Annotated in this window: 20 protein-coding genes; 9 read left to right on the top strand and 11 right to left on the bottom strand. The window is 44.8% G+C overall.

What is annotated here, in order from left to right:
• Positions 1 to 13: 13 nt before the first annotated feature.
• The 4 genes from NL644_RS08075 to NL644_RS08090 all read left to right on the top strand — a co-directional run bounded on the left by NL644_RS08075 (position 14) and on the right by NL644_RS08090 (position 3,395).
• On the top strand, positions 14 to 259 hold the full coding sequence (locus tag NL644_RS08075; protein ID WP_114323498.1) for a hypothetical protein: 246 nt from the start codon (positions 14 to 16) through the stop codon (positions 257 to 259).
• Positions 260 to 788: 529 nt separating this feature from the next.
• On the top strand, positions 789 to 1,697 hold the full coding sequence (locus NL644_RS08080; protein WP_005393588.1) for a LysR family transcriptional regulator: 909 nt from the start codon (positions 789 to 791) through the stop codon (positions 1,695 to 1,697).
• Positions 1,698 to 1,998: 301 nt separating this feature from the next.
• Entirely contained in the window at positions 1,999 to 2,904 is a 906-nt protein-coding gene (rimK, locus tag NL644_RS08085; protein ID WP_005393586.1) for a 30S ribosomal protein S6--L-glutamate ligase, read from the top strand.
• 62 nt (positions 2,905 to 2,966) lie between these two features.
• A complete protein-coding gene (locus NL644_RS08090; RefSeq protein WP_005393584.1) occupies positions 2,967 to 3,395 on the top strand; it encodes a RimK/LysX family protein in 429 nt (142 codons plus the stop codon).
• Positions 3,396 to 3,461: 66 nt separating this feature from the next.
• Here NL644_RS08090 and NL644_RS08095 read toward each other — a convergent pair whose 3' ends face one another.
• On the bottom strand, positions 3,462 to 4,187 hold the full coding sequence (locus tag NL644_RS08095) for an MBL fold metallo-hydrolase (protein WP_161445958.1): 726 nt from the start codon (positions 4,185 to 4,187) through the stop codon (positions 3,462 to 3,464).
• 323 nt (positions 4,188 to 4,510) lie between these two features.
• Here NL644_RS08095 and speA point away from each other — a divergent pair, with 323 nt between their 5' ends.
• The 4 genes from speA to NL644_RS08115 all read left to right on the top strand — a co-directional run bounded on the left by speA (position 4,511) and on the right by NL644_RS08115 (position 11,436).
• Complete coding sequence (gene speA, locus NL644_RS08100; RefSeq protein WP_253658287.1) at positions 4,511 to 6,421, top strand: arginine decarboxylase; 1,911 nt, start codon at positions 4,511 to 4,513, stop codon at positions 6,419 to 6,421.
• A gap of 1 nt (position 6,422) precedes the next feature.
• Positions 6,423 to 7,343, top strand: a complete 921-nt coding sequence (gene speB / locus NL644_RS08105) for an agmatinase (RefSeq protein WP_006741236.1) — start codon at positions 6,423 to 6,425, stop codon at positions 7,341 to 7,343.
• A gap of 411 nt (positions 7,344 to 7,754) precedes the next feature.
• The gene (gene emrD / locus NL644_RS08110; protein ID WP_253658288.1) at positions 7,755 to 8,960 is read left to right on the top strand and encodes a multidrug efflux MFS transporter EmrD; all 1,206 of its coding nucleotides are present in this window, start codon (positions 7,755 to 7,757) and stop codon (positions 8,958 to 8,960) included.
• 310 nt (positions 8,961 to 9,270) lie between these two features.
• Positions 9,271 to 11,436 (top strand): S9 family peptidase, encoded by a 2,166-nt coding sequence (locus NL644_RS08115; protein ID WP_253658289.1) that lies wholly within the window; start codon positions 9,271 to 9,273, stop codon positions 11,434 to 11,436.
• A 215-nt stretch (positions 11,437 to 11,651) separates the two neighbouring features.
• On the opposite strand, the gene NL644_RS08120 is transcribed toward NL644_RS08115, so the two are convergent.
• From NL644_RS08120 to NL644_RS08165, 10 genes are all read right to left on the bottom strand, one after another.
• On the bottom strand, positions 11,652 to 12,701 hold the full coding sequence (locus tag NL644_RS08120) for a porin (protein WP_253658290.1): 1,050 nt from the start codon (positions 12,699 to 12,701) through the stop codon (positions 11,652 to 11,654).
• Between the two features lie 215 nt (positions 12,702 to 12,916).
• Complete coding sequence (locus NL644_RS08125) at positions 12,917 to 13,786, bottom strand: zinc ABC transporter substrate-binding protein (protein ID WP_046873900.1); 870 nt, start codon at positions 13,784 to 13,786, stop codon at positions 12,917 to 12,919.
• 22 nt (positions 13,787 to 13,808) lie between these two features.
• On the bottom strand, positions 13,809 to 14,684 hold the full coding sequence (locus tag NL644_RS08130; protein ID WP_114323504.1) for a metal ABC transporter permease: 876 nt from the start codon (positions 14,682 to 14,684) through the stop codon (positions 13,809 to 13,811).
• The gene (locus NL644_RS08135; RefSeq protein ID WP_053807975.1) at positions 14,684 to 15,412 is read right to left on the bottom strand and encodes a metal ABC transporter ATP-binding protein; all 729 of its coding nucleotides are present in this window, start codon (positions 15,410 to 15,412) and stop codon (positions 14,684 to 14,686) included. Before NL644_RS08135 ends, NL644_RS08130 begins: the two co-directional genes overlap by 1 nt.
• A complete protein-coding gene (locus NL644_RS08140) occupies positions 15,412 to 16,338 on the bottom strand; it encodes a zinc ABC transporter substrate-binding protein (protein WP_114323506.1) in 927 nt (308 codons plus the stop codon). The genes NL644_RS08135 and NL644_RS08140 overlap by 1 nt, the downstream gene beginning before the upstream one ends.
• A gap of 22 nt (positions 16,339 to 16,360) precedes the next feature.
• Positions 16,361 to 16,915, bottom strand: coding sequence for a DUF6162 family protein (locus NL644_RS08145; RefSeq protein ID WP_114323507.1), 555 nt, complete (start codon positions 16,913 to 16,915; stop codon positions 16,361 to 16,363).
• Positions 16,912 to 17,232, bottom strand: coding sequence for a hypothetical protein (locus tag NL644_RS08150; protein WP_046873904.1), 321 nt, complete (start codon positions 17,230 to 17,232; stop codon positions 16,912 to 16,914). The genes NL644_RS08145 and NL644_RS08150 overlap by 4 nt, the downstream gene beginning before the upstream one ends.
• A 42-nt stretch (positions 17,233 to 17,274) precedes the next feature.
• A complete protein-coding gene (locus tag NL644_RS08155; RefSeq protein ID WP_114323508.1) occupies positions 17,275 to 18,105 on the bottom strand; it encodes a DUF4198 domain-containing protein in 831 nt (276 codons plus the stop codon).
• 15 nt (positions 18,106 to 18,120) lie between these two features.
• Positions 18,121 to 18,660 (bottom strand): DUF2271 domain-containing protein, encoded by a 540-nt coding sequence (locus tag NL644_RS08160; protein WP_114323509.1) that lies wholly within the window; start codon positions 18,658 to 18,660, stop codon positions 18,121 to 18,123.
• 21 nt (positions 18,661 to 18,681) lie between these two features.
• Entirely contained in the window at positions 18,682 to 19,311 is a 630-nt protein-coding gene (locus NL644_RS08165) for a PepSY-associated TM helix domain-containing protein (RefSeq protein ID WP_114323525.1), read from the bottom strand.
• Between the two features lie 379 nt (positions 19,312 to 19,690).
• Between NL644_RS08165 and NL644_RS08170 the strand changes: the two genes are divergently transcribed.
• Positions 19,691 to 20,179 (top strand): hypothetical protein, encoded by a 489-nt coding sequence (locus tag NL644_RS08170; protein WP_006741222.1) that lies wholly within the window; start codon positions 19,691 to 19,693, stop codon positions 20,177 to 20,179.
• Positions 20,180 to 20,208: the final 29 nt, after the last annotated feature.

Below are 20,208 nucleotides of genomic sequence, written 5' to 3' on the forward strand. Positions count from 1 at the left end.
TAAGGAGGCTTTCATGAGTCACTTCACTGTCAAGCTACGCCAAGTCCTGCACAAAACACGTGATGAATGGGCAACATTCGCCATCAAAGAAATGGAAATTCCACCTAATACTATCGCCAAATTTTATGGCTACAAATCGAGTTGTGATCTTGAGCAAATTCTTAAACAGGATGAAAACGACGCCAATTCGGACATTTGCTCAACACCTTGTGCGAGATCTCTTACAAGCAATGTAAGCAAAACGACCATCATTGACTAAGACAAAATCGAAAAATTAACATAAGCCATTGAAAATTATCAGTTATATCATTTCAAACAATATTCGCTGCCAAAGTTTTTTTACCTAGCTAATTGAGAGTAATCAGCAAAACATCAATACTGATTGTGTCGACAGGATGTTGGCGGGAACAGGAAAAAAACCTAATGGACTAGGTATCTTCAGGATGAAGATTTGGTAGCTTAGGATGAGTTATCAGCAAGGATGTAGTTAAGCTCTAGGATAGAGTTCGCCCGTCAGGATGATAGGCAAGAATGGACACCGCTAGGAAGGCGATGAACAAGGAACTCGGTTAAAGGACTTAACCACAATCAAGGATAGATGCAGGGAGCACCTATAGTAGCCGGATTGCTGCGAAAAAGAATAAGCCCCGTCTGGGAAACCAGGCGGGGTTTTATTTTGTCTGCTATTTATTATTCGCGAGGCACCCGATTCTCTTGCGTCGATTTATTTCGTGCCGTGCTATCATTTTCTCTACGTCTTTCAGCAAGCTCACAGCAAATCTCACATTATGCTTAATCCTGTTTGGTTACATACATTTAAGACATTGATTGAAGTCGGTCATTTCACACAAACGGCAGAAAAACTTTTTATGACCCAACCTGGTGTCAGCCAACACATCAAAAAGTTAGAGCAAAGTTGTCAGCATGCGCTGATCAAACGTGAAAACAAAAGCTTCGAATTAACAGAGCAAGGTCGGATTGTTTACGCCTACGCGCTGGAGTTAGAAGAAAGAGAGAAAGCGTTGCTCGAAGAACTCAGTTTTGATGATGCATTTTCAGGTCACTGTAAACTGGCCTGTTCTGGCGCAATGGCATTGATGCTGTATGGCCCTCTTTTAGAAAAGCAAAAACAGCACCCAGGCTTATCGCTGCATTTAGAAGCCGCACCCAATCACTCGATTCTCAATGCAATAACGGAAGGAAGCATTGATATTGGTATCGTAACTGATGTTCCTCACAAAGGTTTATTTCACAGTGAAAGAATTGGTAAGGAGCAGTTGTGCTTAGTCCTACCTAATCAATACCGCGAAAAGCAGATAACACCACAACTCTTGCACGACTGTGGTGTCATTGCCCATCCTGATGCCAAGCACTACATGACGCTGTTTTTTGACCAATGCGCGGAACAAGATCTCCAAGAAATTAAGATGAGCGATTTACCATTATCCGGCTACGTGAATCAATTAAGCCAAATTTTACTACCTGTGAGTAAAGGACTCGGCTTCACCGTGCTGCCTCAAAGTGCTGTCGACAATTTCCCACAAAAAGATACCTTGCACATCGCACAACTGAAAAACACCGTGTGTGAAGAGTTATTTTTAGTTCGCAAACGAAGTCGTGTTCTGCCACTGCGCTATCAAACAATTAAAGATGTGTTATTGGACGTCATCACAAACTCAAAACAAACTACAGAATAGCCTAGCGTTTTAAACTCGTCGTAATCCGTTTGCTTAAAAAAGTCCACAGACAACTTCCGGCTTACAACGCTGAGAATGCCCGATGATTCAACAAATTATTTTTGTCGTAACGACGAGTTTTTTTCGTTTTCTTCTCGCGAGAAAAAAACCTAAGGTGCGCACCTCTAACGAAGTGGTTGTCCAACCACACATCTAAATCGTTGAAGTCAGTAGGTAATATCACCTAAATATCACATACCTGCTGCATTCTATACTCTATACTTATATTTTTAATTTGGTACTGACTTACTAAGGAATTGCCATGCGTATTGCTATTCTCTCTCGTAATGAGAATTTATATTCAACCATGCGCCTAAAACAGGCAGGTGAAGAGCGTGGACATCAAGTAGACGTCATCGATACTCTGCACTGTTATATGGACATTACGAGCAACAACCCTAAGATCCGCTATAAGGGTGAAGAATTGCCACAATACGACGCTGTGATTCCTCGCATCGGTGCATCCATCACATTCTACGGTACCGCGGTTGTACGTCAGTTTGAAATGATGGGCACATTTTGTGTCAACGAATCGGTCGCGATCAGTCGCTCTCGTGACAAATTACGCTCGTTGCAACTGTTATCGCGTAAAGGCATCGGCTTGCCGCGCACTGGCTTTGCTCACCACCCTGATAACATTCAGGACGTGATCAAAAATGTTGGTGGCGCACCTCTAGTGATTAAATTACTAGAAGGCACTCAAGGCATCGGTGTTGTGCTTGCTGAAACCAACAAAGCAGCAGAAAGCGTGATCGAAGCATTCATGGGGTTGAAAGCAAACATCATGGTGCAAGAGTTCATCGAAGAAGCTAAAGGCGCAGACATACGTTGCTTTGTTGTCGGTAATAAAGTGATTGCAGCGATGAAGCGCCAAGCGAAAGAAGGCGAGTTCCGCTCTAACTTACATCGCGGCGGCTCTGCACAGTTAGTGCGACTAAGCAAAGAAGAACGCGCTACTGCGATTAACGCGGCAAAAGTCATGGGGTTAAACCTATGCGGTGTAGATATCCTTCAATCTAAAAACGGCCCAGTGGTAATGGAAGTGAATTCTTCACCAGGTCTTGAAGGTATCGAGCTCGCTACAGAAAAAGACGTTGCTGGTATGATTTTCGACTTTATCGAGAAAAACGCAAAACCACACGCAAACCGTACTCGTGGTAAAGGTTGATAATTGTTTGAGTGAGAGCCTGCTTAGTAGGCTCTCGTATTACTCATCGCTAGGATGACACTATGAATCAGAAAATGATCATTGGGAACGCCGAAGCTATTTGCTTACCTGAGTTAGGGATTACTCACCTTGAAGCGCGCATTGATACGGGCGCACAAACCTCTTCATTGCATGTAGATAACATTGATTGTTTTGAAAAAGATGGTCAGTCTTACGTTGCATTCGATCTACACCCAGATGTTTATCATTTAGAACAAGTGGTTCGCTGCACAGCGAAGCTAAAGGCAAACCGTAAAGTGAAATCTTCAAACGGTACCTTTGAGCATCGCTGCGTTATCACCACCATGCTGCGCATGGGTGACAAACAATGGCCAATCGACATTACGTTGACCAACCGTGAAAAAATGACTTACATGATGTTGCTAGGCCGTCAGGGTATGGCAGACAAAGTGCTGGTCGACCCTAGCCAATCTCATTTATTGGCATCTTAACCCCGTAGCTTCAGATGAGTGATCGAACGTTTTTGTTGAGCATCACTCGTCTGGCTTTATCTTCGTCTACTTCCTGCGAAATAGCGCAAACAACAAGCCCTTAGCTTTAACCTTTGTTACGCGCCAATGGGTCATCGGCTTAGTCGGCGCAGTATGCAGAATGTGCTGATACGCTTTTTCATCAAAAGTCACCTCTCCCCCATGCGCCAAAAGCAAACATTGCGGATTCATCTCAAACACACGCTTTAATGATTGGCGATATTGGTTTGGATGAAATATGGGAAACGGCGCAATCAGGTGTTTCTTAACCTGCACCATCAAATCCGCCACATACAATACATCTTGTTCAGAATGATAAACCGACAAATCTCTATCGGTATGTCCCTGCGTTTCTAGCACCTGCCAATCATCAAACCCCGGAATACACTCACCATCGATGAGTTCGATATCGGGCTTTAACTTGCGCGAATACCACAGGTTTTGCTTTGGTTTACGCATCCGGTTCGCCATCCAGCGCGCTAACATCAAATCGGTCAAATGCATTAGCCAACCATCTACACCGCTATACCATTGGCTCTCTCGCTTTGCGGCCAATAGCTTACATCCAGTTAAATCACGCAGTTTGTGTGCGCCACCAGCGTGGTCTGGATGCATGTGAGTTACAACGACCAACTTTAGGTCAGAAAAAGGACGATGGAGTTGATGTTCAATAAAATCTTTAAGGTGAGGAATATCTGCTCGACTTGCACCATCAAGCAACATTAATTTATCGGGATATTCGGCGAGATACATGGTCTGAATGTATCCCTGAATTCTGTGCAGCTGCAAAATATGTCCTTATTTGAGTGAGATTTTTCATGACCGCTTCCTTGCTGGTCAGACCAACTATAACAGCTGAATGGACGCTCTGGTAAACAAATGTTCACATCAGCGCACGACAAGAAATCATAATCGAGATGATAGATTTTAATCATTAGACTCAGCGGCACTTTTATCCGTTAATGCGCGCACACGGAGTTCGTGTCAGGGTATGAGGTTAATGCCTCATGATTTGCTTTTTTGTACTTTTCCTTCTAGTTAATTAAGGACTTAAGTACATTTTTGTGAGAATAGAGTTGGAAAAAGCAACTAAATTAGACCGCATCCGCGCGGACTACAACGTTCACTACTGGAGCCAAGGTTTCTACGGTATTGATGACCAAGGCGAGGTTTACGTATCACCTCGTAGTGATCGTGCACATCAAATCCCTTTCAGTGCCATTGTAAATGAGCTAGAAGCGAAGCAGTTAAATCTGCCTGTATTAGTGCGCTTCCCGCAAATCGTGCACCAACGTGTGCATGGAATTTGCCACGCTTTCAACCAAGCAATTGAAGAATACCAATATCCAAACAAATACCTGTTGGTGTACCCAATTAAAGTAAACCAACAACGTGAAGTGGTGGATGAAATTCTAGCGAGCCAAGCTCAACTAGAAACCAAACAGCTTGGTCTTGAAGCGGGTAGCAAGCCAGAATTGTTAGCAGTACTTGCATTGGCTCAACAAGGCAGCTCCGTGATCGTGTGTAACGGCTATAAAGACCGTGAGTATGTGCGTCTTGCACTGATCGGTGAAAAGCTAGGTCACAAAGTATTCATCGTACTAGAGAAGCTTTCTGAGCTGGATCTGGTGCTAGAAGAAGCGAAAAGCTTGGGCGTAAAACCGCGCCTTGGTTTGCGCATTCGCCTCGCCTCTCAAGGTGCGGGGAAATGGCAAGCAAGTGGCGGTGAAAAATCGAAGTTTGGTTTGTCTGCATCGCAAGTGCTCAGCGTTATTGATCGTCTGAAACGCGAAGGCAACCTAGATGCGATGCAATTGGTTCACTTCCACCTTGGCTCACAGATGGCAAACATCCGTGACGTACGTAATGGTGTGAATGAGTCTGCACGTTTCTACTGCGAACTGCGCGCACTGGGTGCAAACATCGAATACTTCGATGTGGGCGGCGGTTTGGCAGTCGACTACGACGGCACACGCAGCCAATCATCGAACTCGATGAACTACGGCCTTGCAGAGTACGCACGTAATATCGTCAACACAGTGGGCGACGTGTGTCAGCAATACGAACAACCGATGCCAGTGATCATATCTGAATCCGGTCGTTCACTGACAGCGCACCATGCTGTGTTGATTTCTAACGTAATTGGTACAGAAACATACCAACCGGAAGAAGTGCATGAACTTGGCGCAGATGCTCCACTTTTACTACAAAACATGTGGCGAAACTGGGAAAACTTACAAGATGGTACAGACGCTCGCGCGTTAATTGAGATCTACAACGATACCCAAAGTGATTTGGCAGAGGTACACTCTCAATTCGCAACTGGCGTGCTTAACTTGGAGCAACGTGCGTGGGCAGAACAACTGTCACTGCGCATTTACTTCGAACTAAGCCGCAAGATGAGCACTAAAAATCGCTTCCACCGTCCGATTCTGGACGAGTTGAGCGAACGTCTTGCAGATAAGTTCTTCGTGAACTTCTCTCTCTTCCAATCTCTACCAGATGCTTGGGGTATTGATCAGGTGTTCCCTGTTCTACCACTTTCTGGCCTTGGCGATGCGGAAGAGCGTCGTGCGGTAATGTTGGACATCACCTGTGACTCTGATGGCGCGATCGATCACTACGTTGATGGTCAAGGCATCGAGAGCACGCTACCTGTACCAGCTTGGAGCAAAGACAAACCATACCTAATGGGCTTTTTCCTAGTAGGCGCATACCAAGAAATCCTTGGTGACATGCACAACCTATTTGGTGACACCCACAGTGCAGTAGTCAATGTTGATGAACACGGTCAATTTGAGATCAGTTACATCAATGAAGGTGATAGTGTAGAAGACATGATGCGCTACGTTCATATCGACGTGGATGCGATTCGTGACAATTACAAACAATTGGTTTCCCAACGAGTTGAAGCCAATGAACAAGCACAAATCCTAGCAGAACTAGAACAAGGTCTAGCGGGATACACCTATTTAGAGGACTTCTGATATGAATGATTTGTTTACTAAAAACGATTATTCGCTTTACTCCAACTCTATGTCGTTTTTACGTCTACCGTACATTCGTAATCCGGTATCGGCAGACGCAGACGTTGTGGTGCTAGGGGTTCCTCTGGACATGGCTACATCTGGTCGTCCAGGCGCGCGCATGGGTCCAGATGCGATTCGCCGTGCCTCAGTCAACTTGGCATGGGAAGGTAAGAAGTTCCCTTGGGACTTCAACGTATTGGATAAGCTGAAAGTGATCGACGCGGGCGATCTCGTGTTTGACTGTGGTGATGCGGAAGATTTCACTTACCGTCTAGAGGCGGCAACCAGTGAAATTCTAAAAAGCGGTAAAACCATGTTGGGATTGGGCGGTGACCACTTCATCACACTGCCTATCCTGCGTGCCTACGCGAAGCATCATGGTCAAATGGCTCTGATTCACTTTGACGCTCATACGGATACCTACGCAAATGGCAGTTCATACGACCACGGTACAATGTTCTACCATGCGCCGAAAGAAGGTTTGATCTCTGCAAAGAACTCAGTACAAATCGGTATTCGTACTGAATACAAACAGCAAGATCACGGCTTCAATGTGATTAATGCGATGCAAGCGAATGACATGTCGGTGAACGAGATCTTAGAAGAGATTCGTCGCACCGTCGCAGACAAGCCAGTGTATGTTACTTTTGACATCGACTGCTTGGATCCAGCCTTCGCACCAGGAACAGGTACACCCGTTTGTGGTGGCTTGAACTCAGACAAAGCACTGAAGATCATTCGTGGCTTAGCCGGTATGAATATTGTGGGTATGGATGTTGTAGAAGTATCGCCTCCGTACGACCACAGTGATGTTACCGCATTAGCGGGAGCAACCATCGCGCTAGAAATGCTTTACGCATACGCATCTGGCCGCGAATAAACATAATCATTTCTAAGGGAGCTTCGGCTCCCTTTTTGTTCATGGTGCCTTCTCCAGTCTTTTCTTCGTTCGAACCATGTCTTGCTCTGGCTAACCAAAACAATTCTTCTCCCCTCGATTTTAACCATAAAAACCAATGACCTATAAGTAGGTTTACATTCACAACAAATAAGAGATTTAACGTAATTCAACAAAGAAAAGCAGCCTATTTCCGAATGCAAATTAAGATTAGTTTTTCTAATGCATATTATAGATTTTTATCTTGCTCAACTTCACACTTTTCGATTGCTAATTGTACACGCAAAGACTAATATCTCGCGCAAATAGCCCCGTAACACCAAAAGTTTGTTGGCACTCTGCATTAGAGCGCTAAGGGTTTTTACGTCTTAAATTTTTTGGAGAGATACGCAAATGTCTGCTTCGTTTCCATTAGCGAAACTTACCTTTTTAATCGCAATATTGACTGCCGTGGGTCAAATGACCCAAACAATGTACGTGCCTTCAATCGGTCATATGGCGAGTGAGTTTTTGGTGTCTGCGTCATCACTTCAAGCTGTGATGGCTTGTTACCTGATTCCATATGGCTTATCGCAATTCGTGTACGGTACGTTATCGGACCGCTTAGGTCGCAAGCCTATCATCATAGCAGGCCTACTTATCTACATCGTAGGTACATTGGTGGCGCTCTTTGCACACCAATTTGAATGGTTCTTGATTGGTAGTTTCATCCAAGGTTTAGGTATTGGCTGCGGTGGTGCGATGTCACGTACTCTGACTCGCGACTGCTTTGAAGGTTCTGAGCTACACAGAGCAAATAGCTTAATCAGCATGTGTGTGATTTTCTCACCATTGTTGGCTCCCGTACTTGGCGGCTACTTAACCGAAGCGTTTGGCTGGCGCTCTAGCTACCTATTCTTAGCGCTGTTTGGCATTGCAGTGGTGATTACCATGATGACCAGCATGATGGAGACGCTACCAAAAGAGAAACGCAAGTTCGAACCAGTAGCCAAAAGCTACAAACACGTTTTGTCTGACCGCCGCTTCCAAGGCTTTTTGATCTGCCTAGTTGCGACGTTTGCTGGCGTAGGTGTGTTCGAGGCAGCAGCTGGGGTATTGCTAGGTGGTGTATTGGCATTACCAGCAACAACGGTAAGTTTGCTGTTTATCTTACCGATCCCGGGTTACTTGGTGGGTGCCGGCTTATCTAGCTACATCGCGCAGCGTCGCTCTGAGCGTCGTGCTTTAAATGTGGGCTTGGTATCGATTTTTGTTGGCTCTGCTATTGTGCTCATCCCAGGCTTGTTTGGTTTAACCACGGCGTTAACGCTGGTTGGTGGCGCAACCGTGTACTTTTTGGGTGCGGGTATCCTATTCCCAGCCGCAACAACCGGAGCAATTGCGCCATTCCCTTACCACGCGGGGACAGCTGGTGCGACTCTGGGTGGCATGCAGAACTTGGGCGCCGGTATTGCAACCTTGCTTGCATCACTATTTCCAGCGCATAACCAGATGCCACTAGGTGTTTTGATGATGGCAATGTCGGTAATTGCAATGCTTGGGCTCATGTGGGTAAATCGAGCGCACAACCACTCAAACGAAGTGCCGCAAGTCATCTGATCATTATCGACTAACGTTCAAAATCCAAAAGGGACACACTCAACAAGTGTGTCCCTTTTTTCATATCACACTATATCGATTTCCCGATGAGAATGATTTAACTTTCGAATTGATATTTGTTAAAAATAACAGCTGCTTACACAATGTGTTTTCAGCTCCCTTCAAATTGAGTAGCCAACTCGGAAATATTGAGGATTCTCACTTTTTGGCATACCTCATAACAAAGAATGAACAACTGAAAACCACTAACGAAATGAAAGCCCAGCCCTCAGGATGAGGCCACTTGGGTGTATAATAAGGACAAAAACAGATGCGTTTCACTTTAACTACGTTGGCCGTCTCGGTCGCACTTGTCGCCGGATGCAGCAATCAAGGAACTCCCAGCATGACTCAATACTCCCAATCACAGATCGTTGCTCAACAAACTCAAGCTCCGGTTGCGAAAAAAGTCCCTCACGCGATGACTATTCATGGTGATACTCGCGTTGATAACTACTACTGGATGCGTGACGACGAACGTAAAGATCCGGAAATTTTGCAGCACCTAGAGCAAGAAAATCAGTATGCGGAAACCGTTCTCAAGCACACTGAAGCTCTTCAAAATGAGCTATTTGAAGAAATTAAAGGTCGCATAGCAAAAGACGACAACTCCGTTCCTGTGCGTAAAGGCAACTACTTCTACTCAAGTGAAGTGACCGGAGATAACGAATACGAAGTTCACCTTCGAGCTAAAGACTTTGCAGGCAAAGACAAGCAAGTCATTTTAGATGTCAATGAACTTGCAAAAGAACATGAGTTCTTCAGTATTGGCGGCTTGTACGTTAGTCCGAATGAAAACTTACTAGCGTATGGCGAAGATACATTAAGCCGCCGCGTTTACACTCTTAAGATCAAAGACCTGAAAACGGGCAATTACCTACAAGATGAAATCGAAGGCGCCTCAAGCGCGATTGCATGGCAGAACGATAACAACGCCTTTTACTACATCAAAAAAGATCCACAGACCTTGCTGGGCTACCAAGTGTATCGTCATGTTTTAGGCACGCCACAAAGCAGTGATGAGTTGATTTTTGAAGAAACCGACAGCGCCTATTACACCTCACTAAGCAAAAGCAAAGATGGCGAAGATATTTATATCTGGCATTCCAGTACAGAAACCAGCGGCGTCTCCATCATCGATGCGAACAACCCTAAAGCAAAGGCGAAGCCTTTTTATCCTCGTGAAAATGGCATTGAATACAGCATTTCTAAGCTAGGCGATTGGTATTACATTTATACCAACTATCAAGCCGTGAACTTCCGTTTGATGAAAGTTAAGCAAGAAGAGATGCACGATCGCTCTAAGTGGCAAGACGTGATTGCCGCAGACGACAACACTCAACTTGTCGACTTCGAGCTATTCGATGATCACCTCGTCTATGAGCAGCGCTCTAACGGCCTAGCAAGCGTCACTGTACGTCAGCTCTCAACAGGAAAAGAATTCCCCCTCACATTTAATGACGATGCGTTTGCAGCCTATTTGACAAGTAACCTAGAGCTGGATAACGAGAAAGTTCGTATTTATTACAGCAGTTTAACCACTCCAGGAACCTACTACGATTTCGATCTAAAAACGGGCGAGTCAGAAATCATGAAGCAAACACCTGTACTTGGTGATTTTAATCCTGACAATTACCAATCAGAACGCATTATGATTACAGCCCGTGACGGTAAAGAAGTACCCGTTTCTTTGGTGTATCGTAAAGACTTATTTAAGAAGGATGGTACGAATCCACTCTACCAATATGGTTATGGATCTTATGGCGCAACCATTGAGCCAACTTTCCGCTCGACACGTTTGAGTCTATTAGACCGCGGCTTTGTTTACGCCATCGCTCACATTCGCGGTTCTGAAATGCTTGGCCGTCCTTGGTATGAGGATGGTAAAAAACTCACCAAGCAAAACACATTCAACGACTTTATTGATGTAACTAAAGGTTTGGTTGAACAAGGCTACGGCGCGAAAGATAAAGTCTTCGCTGTTGGTGGCTCTGCAGGTGGTCTCTTAATGGGGGCAGTCATCAACCAAGCACCAGAATTGTATCGCGGTATCGGTGCACATGTTCCGTTTGTGGACGTGGTAACCACCATGCTCGATGAATCAATTCCATTGACCACCAATGAATATGATGAATGGGGTAACCCAAATAACAAAACATACTATGACTATATGTTGAGTTACTCGCCTTACGACAACATCAAGGCGCAAAACTACCCAAACATGTTGGTAACGACTGGCTTGCACGACTCTCAAGTACAGTACTTTGAACCAATGAAGTGGGTCGCCAAACTTCGTGAAATGAAGACAGACGATAACGTCTTGTTGTTCAAAACCGATATGGAAGCCGGACACGGCGGCGCATCTGGTCGATTTAAACGCTTAAAAGAAGATGCGCTAGAGTATGCGTTCTTCCTCGATTTACTCGATAAAAAATAATCGTTTCAATTGAACTGCATCTCTAACAACAAAAATGCCCGCAACTTGCGGGCATTTTTTATAGACGCGCTCTCTAAACAGAGAGTTGGGGTACCTAAGCACATCATTACCAGTGTCTCTTATAGCCAACGGAAAGCAGAAAGAAAAACGCCTACTCACAACGAGTAGGCGTTAACACAATAAATGTGTTTAGGCAGTAGAAACTGGCCTATTTATTAGAAGTAGTAACGAGCACCTAGAGTCCAGTAGTCGTTCTCTTCATTGTTGTAGTCGTTACCTAGGTCAAACTGGTAACCAGCGAAAGTAACGAATGCAGGAGTTACTGCGTACTCTGCTTGTAGCGCAGTTTCGCTTGAAACTGTCTTGTTGTCTTTGTCGTCTTCTACACCTTCGTAGTTAACGCTGAACGTCCAATTGTTGACTCCGTACGCCAGTAGGCCCTCAAGCTGAGTAGTTTCTTCACGCATTTGGTAGAAGTACTCGTTCATGCCGTATACAACAGCTGCGTACAGGCCAGAGCCATACTCACCGTAATTTACAGAAATAAGGTGTGATTCAGCAGTTTTAGTACCTAGACCAGAATTCTCAACATCACCGCCGCTGTATACATAGCCAAGACCGAAGCCCGCGACAGAGCCGCTTAATGCGATTTGACCACGTTGGTCATACTTGCTGCCTTTAGAGACGTATTCTGGAAGACCTGTGTTAGGGTTTTGTTGTAATGATAGGCCTCTATCATCATTTTCACCTTGCCAACCAAGACCTAGGTTGAAAGCAAAACCTTCGCCAAACTCAAAGCTTTTACGGTAGCTGATCATTTTTTCAGCACGACCAGTACCTAGATTGTTGTGATTGTCGTACAAAAAGTCGTTCGCGAACGCGATTGGTAGATCCGCAACGCCAGCGACATCGTAGTACGGAGACCACTGTGTACCTCCCACTAAACGGCCAAACTGCTGGTGGGTCGCGCCGATATAGCCCAAACGAGTTGAAAACGACTGGCTACCACCATTTAGGTAGTTAAGTGCCCATTCGCCTTTAGCATCGATAGTAATACCGTTGCCAATGTCTTTCTTACCCGCAACGTTAATACGTGGAGATACTTGGTGAACTTTTACTTCTTCTTCGAAATACTCACCCACGCCAACTGAAACGTGACCGCCGATCGATAAAGATGTACCATCGCTGTTGTAAACTTCTGCTGCGAAGGCCTGTGAACCACATGCTAGTGCCGCCACTGCAACGGCTAGAGTTTTCATTTTCATTGTTAACATCCGTATAGTTGTTTGTACCGGTTCGCTTAGAAACAGATTAAATCCGAATCAATCGCAACGAACACATAACAAAGTAGTAATGAAATAGAAATGAAACAAACACTTTCTTATGCAACCAGTGGTATCAATGCTCACATTTTGAACTTAGTCACAAAAAAATAGGGAACTTTTCATTCCCCATCATAAAATCTGTGGCTTTTTACGTGTCACATCTCCCAACGTGCGAGTGGCTTCTCAGTTTTGATACCCTTACTGCCCCAGCGGTCAATAACATCAATTTGCAGTATACGACTCGGTTTAATAAGCGATGTCAAGGTTTTCGACGGTCGTTTATCCGTCACTAACCATAGCGTTTTATCTTGTTCAAACTGAGCTTTTAAAGATAATTTGTCTTCTTCTGTCCACTCGAGTTCTGGCTTAAATTCGCGCCCAACCACAAACAATTGGTTGCCAGAGGCAAAGTCCTCTAGTGACTCACTCATCAGTACCACTGAATCGATGCCTTTATCGAAGATCTCTGCCTGTTGTTGGTTGATCAGTTCACGCACATTGAGCATAAAAGCCTGTTGATTCGTTTGAATCGCCTTTTGGTGTTCAGGATATACACGTTGTAGATCCTCTCCAACAATGCCCGCCATTCGGATTAAGTTTGTAGGGTTCAGCCACGCGTACTTCGATGTTGACCCGTTTTCCAATGTCAGTACTGCAACTCCTTGAGCTCTAGGAGAAATGGCCTGCGATGCATCGATTTCAATCAAGTGAATGTTGCCCTGTCGAGCGTAAACATAAGTCGGGTCTTGTTTCCAAATCGCACCAAGAGTAATAGCAACCGTCGCGGCTTGACCCGCTTGCTTAACTTGCTCTGTACCTTTATTTGCGAACCAGTTCTCAAGACGCTCAACGCCGTAACGCTTTGGAGGCAGATACTGAGTCTCTATCCCTGTACCTTTCATGAGTTGCTCAGACAACATGTACGTGACGGGAGTGCTGGTTAAAATGTCTTTGGCGCTTGCCAACGATGGAAGTGTCGTCGCTATAACCAAACCAAAAGTTATCGCTAATTTTTTTATCTTCATGTTCATTACTTTATAAAAAGGGTTACGCTTTTTGGATAATTCGGTAAACCGTTGCTGTTAGGAAAAAGGCCGCAGAAACAATGATGATGGATGCGCCTGATGGCACTGGTAGCTCAAGCTCCATCGGCAGTATGGTTCCGACTAAACACGCAATGGTTGCCAATAAAGAAGAAAGGAGAACGAAACTGCCCATGCGTTTAGTCAATAACCTAGCCGTTGCACCAGGAATCAGTAGCAATGCACCAACCAATACCGCGCCAATAATCTTTACCGCGGCGATGGTGACCAAGGTGATCATCATGACAAATAAGTAATCATAAAAGCTGGTATTAAAGCCGCGTACACGTGCAATATCCGGGCTGATACAAGTCAGCAAAATGCGGTTAAACGTAGGAATAAGAAGCAGGAATATGATCAAACAACTGATCGCTAAAATAAGGATATCGTTGTCCGTCACAGTCAAGATCGATCCGAACAACACGTTCTCCAACATGTGAATGTTGATCTTACGAGCGACGTACATTAACAGCGCAGCACCAACCGCTAACGCTAGTGCAAGAAAAACCCCAACCAGTGTATCGTAAGGTACATTGGTACGATTACGAACAAAGTGAAGCAACAGCGCAAAAATCATACAAAAGCTAAACAAGCCGATGATCGGATTCTCTGGCGGCTCACCGAGCAACACACCAATCGCGATTCCGGTAAGCGCAGCGTGCCCAACCGCTTCAGAGAAAAAAGCCAGTCGCTTGGCGATGACTAATGTCCCAAGACCACCAAGTAATGGTCCTAATATCAACGCAGCCACAATTGCGTTCACCATGAAGGCATAAGAAAAGCTATCGCTTAACCATCCAGCTTCAACGCCGCTAACCGCTAACTCTCGTAACCAATTCATTATGCAGCCTCCACTTTTGCTGTGTAGTGCTTGAATAATGTTTCTATACGATCAGGACTTAACACATCTGAGTGGTGCCCTGACGCCACAATTTGACGATTTACGACATGGACCTGCGCGTCTAAACGGCGCACTGCGGTCACGTCATGGTGTACTGCCAGTACCGTTTTGCCTTCTCCAACGACTTCATGAATCAAACCTTCAAGATACCGAACACCTTGCTCGTCCATACCAGTTGTAGGTTCATCTAAAACCAATAAATTGGGCTCATCCAGTAAAGCTTGCGCAAACAAAACACGCTGTTGCTCACCGCCAGAGAGTTGCCCCATACGACGATCGCAACGCGTTGCCATGCCCACGCGATCCAGCTGGGCCAGGGCATGTTGAGTTTGTTTAGTTTTACGTCGCCAAAATAGAGGGATACGGGTTTGATTAAGCAGCACAAAATCCATCACGGTTAACGGGAGGCTTGCCTCGAACATCGCCTTTTGTGGTACATATCCTATCTTACCCGATGCAGCTGATTGCTCTGGCCAATTGAGTGCAATGTTTCCCGAAAATGGTGTTAGCCCAAGTATCGAACGAAGCAAAGAGGTTTTCCCACCACCATTCGGCCCCATGATAACGTGGCATTTAGCGCTCTCGAATTCAGCGCTGATGTTCTGCAAAATAATATTGTCGGCGTATTTCAGGCCCACGTTACTTAAGGAAACGGAAGGTCCAGTCATTACGCCTTTTCCCCTGCTCGCTTGCTCGCAACAAACTTCATTGCCTCAATGAGCGTTTCCACGTTATCTCGCATCTCAAGTTCAACTTTATCAGCCTCATACTCACCGTGAGTCATGTGAGAAAAGCGATAAAGCTGCACCCCAGTCGCCTCTTCGATGGTATCAACAAAACGGTTCGGCATATTGAGCTCATAAAACAGCACATCAATGCCCGATTCACGAATTTTCTCAATCGTTTCCTGCAACTGACTGGCACTTGGTTCAACACCATGAGCAGGCTCAATGACAGCTGCGACGTCAACACCAAACTCCTGAAGGATATAGCCGTAAGCATTATGGGTTGTCGCCACCTTCATACCAGCCGTGTCCAACTCTCCAAGAGACAACATTGCATCACGCTTCATCAGGCGGAAAGTTTTCGCGTATTTACGAGCATTTTGGCGATAAAAAGTAGCGTTGTCTGGGTCCAGTTTACTTAGCTCACTCGCGATGGTGTAAACCTTTTGAATAGTGGTCGATAGACCAACAAAGGTGTGAGGGTTCACTGCACCTTGACCAACTGACTGCCCCATCGCCGGTAACAGAGGCACTTCTTTGTTTGCTTCGATAACCACGAGATCATCACGCTGAGAGGCTTTGATCACTTTCAGTGCAAAATCGTCATGACCAATACCATTGATCACTATCGCATCCATTTCATTCAAACGCTTAAGATCATTGGGTTGCGGTAAATAGTTATGAGGGTTAAAACCAGCATCGACCAGAGGAATGATGTTCGCCTTGTCATCAACAACAGCTTTGACATAGCTGTAATAAGGTTGAAGCGTAATACCAATACTGAGTTTATCGGCAGCAAAGCCAGTAGAAGACACCGTCAATAACACGGTGGCTGTAAGAATACGACGTAAAAGAGAGCGTTTGAGCATAGTACTTATCAATTATGTTGTCTTAATGGGCGTGAGAATGGGAAGAAGATAAATCTGACAGAACGATTTGTTGCCAGCCATGCTGGCGGCGTTTTGCTAGATCGCTTAGTACCTCCGCATTTAACGATCGGCTAGAATCACTAAACCAAATATCAGCTTGAGAGCCACGGCTATCCAGAAGCATAGAGGCAGAACCTTGGGCATTTGTCTTCATGCCAATGTAGACTCCGTCATCGATTCGTTTCCACTGATGAGACCCTTTGCGCTTCCAATTTTGGTCTTTTACGAATGGAGCAACCCAAAGCGCCTCCATGTCAGAGACCTCAGGCCAAGTTCCAGTTTCTAGCTGCAAATCACGAATCTCTTCATGAGCAAGCTTAAGTTCAGCGATCAAACCCAACTCGTTTTGATGTAAGTCCGTGATTAAAACTTGATGAGCCTGTATGTCTGGCTTTTCAGTCGCGACCTGATGGTAGGGCATAAGTATGGCTGCAGAACCGAGAATCACTGCTATAGTCAGTGCGACCCACTTTCCTTCTCGGTTACCATCATCAGGGCGAACTTTCTGTACACTCATTTCTCTTTCAGCTCAACGATATCCACTTCCACCGGGCTTTCATGTCCGGCATCAAATACCAAATAGAAATCTGTTTCAGGGTGAGTAAATTCTGCGATGGAACGCTTATCTGTTTTTTCTTTGGCGATCAGATTGTCGTCGTAATCGTACATTTCGACATCGTAGTCGACCGCTGTCGATCCATCCGAGTAGCCCGCTTCACAAATCACTTTATCTTGCGCCAAGTGACAACTCATCAGAGGGAAATGTGCAGCAGCGTGAAAAGAAGCAAATCCAGAAAAAAGCAAAGCAGCTTTGAGAAGAGAAGTGTTATTCATGATGATTCCAAAATGGCCCAGCGATTGCTGAGCCTAATTCGATTAGTTAAGTTGAGTTTCAAACGTAAGGTGAACATTGGCACTCGCTTTATCCGCCAATGGATTATCTTTTAATTCACCTTTGTAGTTCGCTTTCATTAAGTAGCGCCCTGCGACCTCTGGCGTGAAGATCACTTTGCCATCTTTATCACTCACCACATCGATTTGTTCTTGATGGTTTCGATACATGGTGCCTTCACGTGTGATCTCCGCTGTGACGCCCTCTTGTGGCTCACCATTGAAGAAAAACTGGAAAGTGACTGGTTCACCTTCAATGATGTCCGATGGATGCGTGATCGGTTTCATCTCCAGCATTTTGCCTTCAATCTCCAACGCTTTGTCCGTTGGCATACCAACCGTAATGTAGCTTTCTGCTCGGGTGTAGCTTAGTTGAGTAACCACATCACGTGCTTGCTCGGGAAGCACATCACCACGCTCAGCTTTGTTTGCTCGCGCCCACTTCACCGTATCACGACGACCCGCTTTGTATTGGGTGTAGTAACTCGGCTGATTATTGATCGCGACTTTGTGCGTACCTTCTTCCGTAAAAAAGAAATCAAACATAGAACGACGTTTGCCACGAACAACAAAGTTAGGACGCTCAGAACGGCCATCCGGCATCACCACGAATGCTTGGTCACTACCCGCAGGCTTGTCAAAAACAAACGTTCCGTGAGAAGCAGTAACATCAAATGTCAGCCAGTCACCGCCTTCTTTTGAAACCGTAAAGTGAGAAGGCAGAACCCAACGTGGATGCGCTTGTGCGGTGGTTGTTGCAGCCAATCCCATTGCCATTACACTCGCCAATGCCACTGCTTTGATTTTGGTTTTCATTGTTGTGTCCTTTAATCACTTAACTTGATAATTGACGGTGATGACACCCGTCTCTTGTGTTGGTTTAAGCTCATAGCGCACGTCACTGTCCGCTAGCGTTATTTTTTGACGTAAGTAGTTACGCCCACCGTGTTCACGAACGACTTCGACGTACAATGTGTAATTTCCCTGCTCCAAACGCTTTCCTGCATCATTGGTTCCATCCCAGACAAAGCGGTATTGACCAGCAGGACGTGTTGCTGACGTCACCGCATCAACAAGTTCACGATCATAACGACCCGCTTTTCTCCACCAGCTGCGCAGGTCTTTTAGCCATTCGTCTTTTCCTACCCATAGCTGAATGGTTTTAACCGGTTTACGCTGGTCGTTTTCAACCCAAACCGCCACATAAGGGCGTGCGTACATTGAAGTGTCTATCTTTGGAAGTTCGAATTCGAAATCGATCTTCGCGTTATCTGGTAGAGGAGCCGCAGAAAGAGAGAAAGGAGCAAAAGCCGCGATCAAAGCGGCTTTACAAAAGTGATTGCGGCGGAAAAATCTTCTTGTGTTCAACATAAGTGTTCTCTAAAAAAGCTGTTATGGAACAGCAACAAAATAAATCACGAGCGACAGTAACGTACCAAAGCTCATCCATTGCATTGACGCTCTAAGCGTCTTCTTCTTAGGCAGTAACAAGCACACGCCTGTAAGAACAAAAAACACCATCAAAAGCGCAGTGACGTCGATAAACCACTTCCAAATCCCACCACTGTTGCGTCCTTTATGTAGATCGTTCAGCAGCGCAACAATACCGTAGTGCGTCGTTTCAACCTCTGCCGCACCGGTGGTCATATCAATAAAGACCGTAGCGTTATAACCTGGGCCTTTAAAATCCATAGACAGCTCTCCGAGTAACAACTCACCTTGCTCAACTTCGGTATACACATCTAGTGCGGAGGGAGTGCCGCGAAGCTCGGTTTCTTTAGTCAAGAAAGCCACCAGCCCTTCACGATTAGGTTGAAAGGTATCTGAATGTGAGAATAGAACTGAGTGTGGAACCGTAAGAGTATGTTGTTGAATGATAGGTTCACGGCGTTCAAATAATTCGGGGCGATTGAGGGTAATACCAGTTATTGCAAAAAACAGCGTAACTAAGAGAAGAGCCATCGAAATATAGATATGTAGGCGGCGAGCCCAAGTTTGAACACCTTTGCTTTTAAGCAGCATAGAAACAATCATCACCAATAAATGTGGGGCATAATTTAGGTGATAATCATTCGTATTGGCATTTAATTTACATTGTTTACTTTTTCAATTCAGCTTGGCTGGCGCATGTTGTAACTATTTGCGCCAATATGAGTGACCAATTGCCTACCCTCTAGATAATAACCCTATTGATTTTAATGACTCAAAATTTAATGATATTTCCAATACTAAAAAGTGGGATAGACTCCACCAAAATGCGCCTTTATGTATATTTAATGAAAAGCTTAAAAGCTATCGATAAGCTAGATTAAAAAGGTAAGTTAAGAAGTTAGTGTAGGGTTAGATAGAGAAGATTTTCTGATGCTAGCCAAACGCTATGGTGCAGTTCAGAAGGAAAAATATGAACAAGAATGTTGTAATAATTCTCTTATCACTTTTCTCAAGTGTCACTTTCGCAAGTGAAAAGTTTGAAGCCAGTTTGTTTAACAACGTAAGCCAATCTATCGATAATTATGGTGCGAAAATAAAGCAGTGCGAATCTATGGCAGACCAGAATACACCTGACAAACAAACTCTAGAGTATTCAAAGAAGCACATAGAAGCATTTACTCCTGTTCTGCCGTTTTTAAGCGAGAAAGCTTTTGAGGCTTGTGTATTAAAAGAGAAGCAAGAACTAGCGTATTATCTATTAATAGCAAAAAATAACGCTTCAAGAACTTCAACATTAAAGCTTGTAGAATCGACTGAAAGCCTTACTTTTCATATCGAACCTACATCGAGAGAAAAGTTTGAAACACTGAGCAAAGTACATCAAGAATATATAGAGAAAAGCCCCTTTTTCTCCCGACCATTTGATGCGTTAGCCTTTTATGAAAAGCTCATACAATAAATAGCCTTTATGACTTTAGACAAAAAAAA

The organism is Vibrio sp. Y10_XG_PY6 (genome assembly GCF_024181795.1).
Lineage (GTDB): Bacteria > Pseudomonadota > Gammaproteobacteria > Enterobacterales > Vibrionaceae > Vibrio > Vibrio diabolicus.

Bases quoted from the DNA above. Each gene is read 5' to 3' on its own strand.
- NL644_RS08075 (WP_114323498.1), top strand. From the start codon at position 14: ATGAGTCACTTCACTGTCAAGCTACGCCAAGTCCTGCACAAAACACGT.
- NL644_RS08080 (WP_005393588.1), top strand. From the start codon at position 789: ATGCTTAATCCTGTTTGGTTACATACATTTAAGACATTGATTGAAGTC.
- rimK (WP_005393586.1), top strand. From the start codon at position 1,999: ATGCGTATTGCTATTCTCTCTCGTAATGAGAATTTATATTCAACCATG.
- NL644_RS08090 (WP_005393584.1), top strand. From the start codon at position 2,967: ATGAATCAGAAAATGATCATTGGGAACGCCGAAGCTATTTGCTTACCT.
- NL644_RS08095 (WP_161445958.1), bottom strand. From the start codon at position 4,187: ATGTATCTCGCCGAATATCCCGATAAATTAATGTTGCTTGATGGTGCA.
- speB (WP_006741236.1), top strand. From the start codon at position 6,423: ATGAATGATTTGTTTACTAAAAACGATTATTCGCTTTACTCCAACTCT.
- emrD (WP_253658288.1), top strand. From the start codon at position 7,755: ATGTCTGCTTCGTTTCCATTAGCGAAACTTACCTTTTTAATCGCAATA.
- NL644_RS08115 (WP_253658289.1), top strand. From the start codon at position 9,271: ATGCGTTTCACTTTAACTACGTTGGCCGTCTCGGTCGCACTTGTCGCC.
- NL644_RS08120 (WP_253658290.1), bottom strand. From the start codon at position 12,701: ATGAAAATGAAAACTCTAGCCGTTGCAGTGGCGGCACTAGCATGTGGT.
- NL644_RS08125 (WP_046873900.1), bottom strand. From the start codon at position 13,786: ATGAAGATAAAAAAATTAGCGATAACTTTTGGTTTGGTTATAGCGACG.
- NL644_RS08130 (WP_114323504.1), bottom strand. From the start codon at position 14,684: ATGAATTGGTTACGAGAGTTAGCGGTTAGCGGCGTTGAAGCTGGATGG.
- NL644_RS08135 (WP_053807975.1), bottom strand. From the start codon at position 15,412: ATGACTGGACCTTCCGTTTCCTTAAGTAACGTGGGCCTGAAATACGCC.
- NL644_RS08140 (WP_114323506.1), bottom strand. From the start codon at position 16,338: ATGCTCAAACGCTCTCTTTTACGTCGTATTCTTACAGCCACCGTGTTA.
- NL644_RS08145 (WP_114323507.1), bottom strand. From the start codon at position 16,915: ATGAGTGTACAGAAAGTTCGCCCTGATGATGGTAACCGAGAAGGAAAG.
- NL644_RS08150 (WP_046873904.1), bottom strand. From the start codon at position 17,232: ATGAATAACACTTCTCTTCTCAAAGCTGCTTTGCTTTTTTCTGGATTT.
- NL644_RS08155 (WP_114323508.1), bottom strand. From the start codon at position 18,105: ATGAAAACCAAAATCAAAGCAGTGGCATTGGCGAGTGTAATGGCAATG.
- NL644_RS08160 (WP_114323509.1), bottom strand. From the start codon at position 18,660: ATGTTGAACACAAGAAGATTTTTCCGCCGCAATCACTTTTGTAAAGCC.
- NL644_RS08165 (WP_114323525.1), bottom strand. From the start codon at position 19,311: ATGCTGCTTAAAAGCAAAGGTGTTCAAACTTGGGCTCGCCGCCTACAT.
- NL644_RS08170 (WP_006741222.1), top strand. From the start codon at position 19,691: ATGAACAAGAATGTTGTAATAATTCTCTTATCACTTTTCTCAAGTGTC.